Origin of the sequence: Streptococcus sp. IMAU 99161 (assembly GCF_014435245.1) — a bacterium.
In the GTDB taxonomy this organism is placed as follows: domain Bacteria; phylum Bacillota; class Bacilli; order Lactobacillales; family Streptococcaceae; genus Streptococcus; species Streptococcus lactarius.
The window spans coordinates 1-330 of sequence record NZ_JAAPAW010000008.1; the positions used below are offsets into that span (position 1 = coordinate 1).

Below are 330 nucleotides of genomic sequence, written 5' to 3' on the forward strand. Positions count from 1 at the left end.
TCGGGAAGTAGCTCAGCTTGGTAGAGTACTTGGTTTGGGACCAAGGTGTCGCAGGTTCGAATCCTGTCTTCCCGATATTATGGCGGTGTAGCTCAGCTGGCTAGAGCGTCCGGTTCATACCCGGGAGGTCGGGGGTTCGATCCCCTTCGCCGCTATATTGTTGATCTTGTTGGACCTTTAGCTCAGCTGGTTAGAGCTCTCGGCTCATAACCGAGTGGTCGTAGGTTCAAGTCCTACAAGGTCCATTGTTATCTTGGAGGATTACCCAAGTCCGGCTGAAGGGAACGGTCTTGAAAACCGTCAGGCGTGTAAAAGCGTGCGTGGGTTCGA

At 53.3% G+C, this 330-nt stretch carries 3 tRNA genes; all 3 read left to right on the top strand.

The features are described 5' to 3' along the window. Nucleotide 1 precedes the first annotated feature (1 nt). The 3 genes from HA044_RS03725 to HA044_RS03735 all read left to right on the top strand — a co-directional run bounded on the left by HA044_RS03725 (nucleotide 2) and on the right by HA044_RS03735 (nucleotide 245). Nucleotides 2-75, top strand: a tRNA-Pro gene (locus HA044_RS03725). A gap of 6 nt (nucleotides 76-81) precedes the next feature. Continuing rightward, nucleotides 82-155: transfer RNA gene (locus HA044_RS03730), tRNA-Met, on the top strand. Between the two features lie 16 nt (nucleotides 156-171). Further along, nucleotides 172-245, top strand: a tRNA-Ile gene (locus HA044_RS03735). The last annotated feature ends 85 nt before the right edge of the window (nucleotides 246-330 follow it).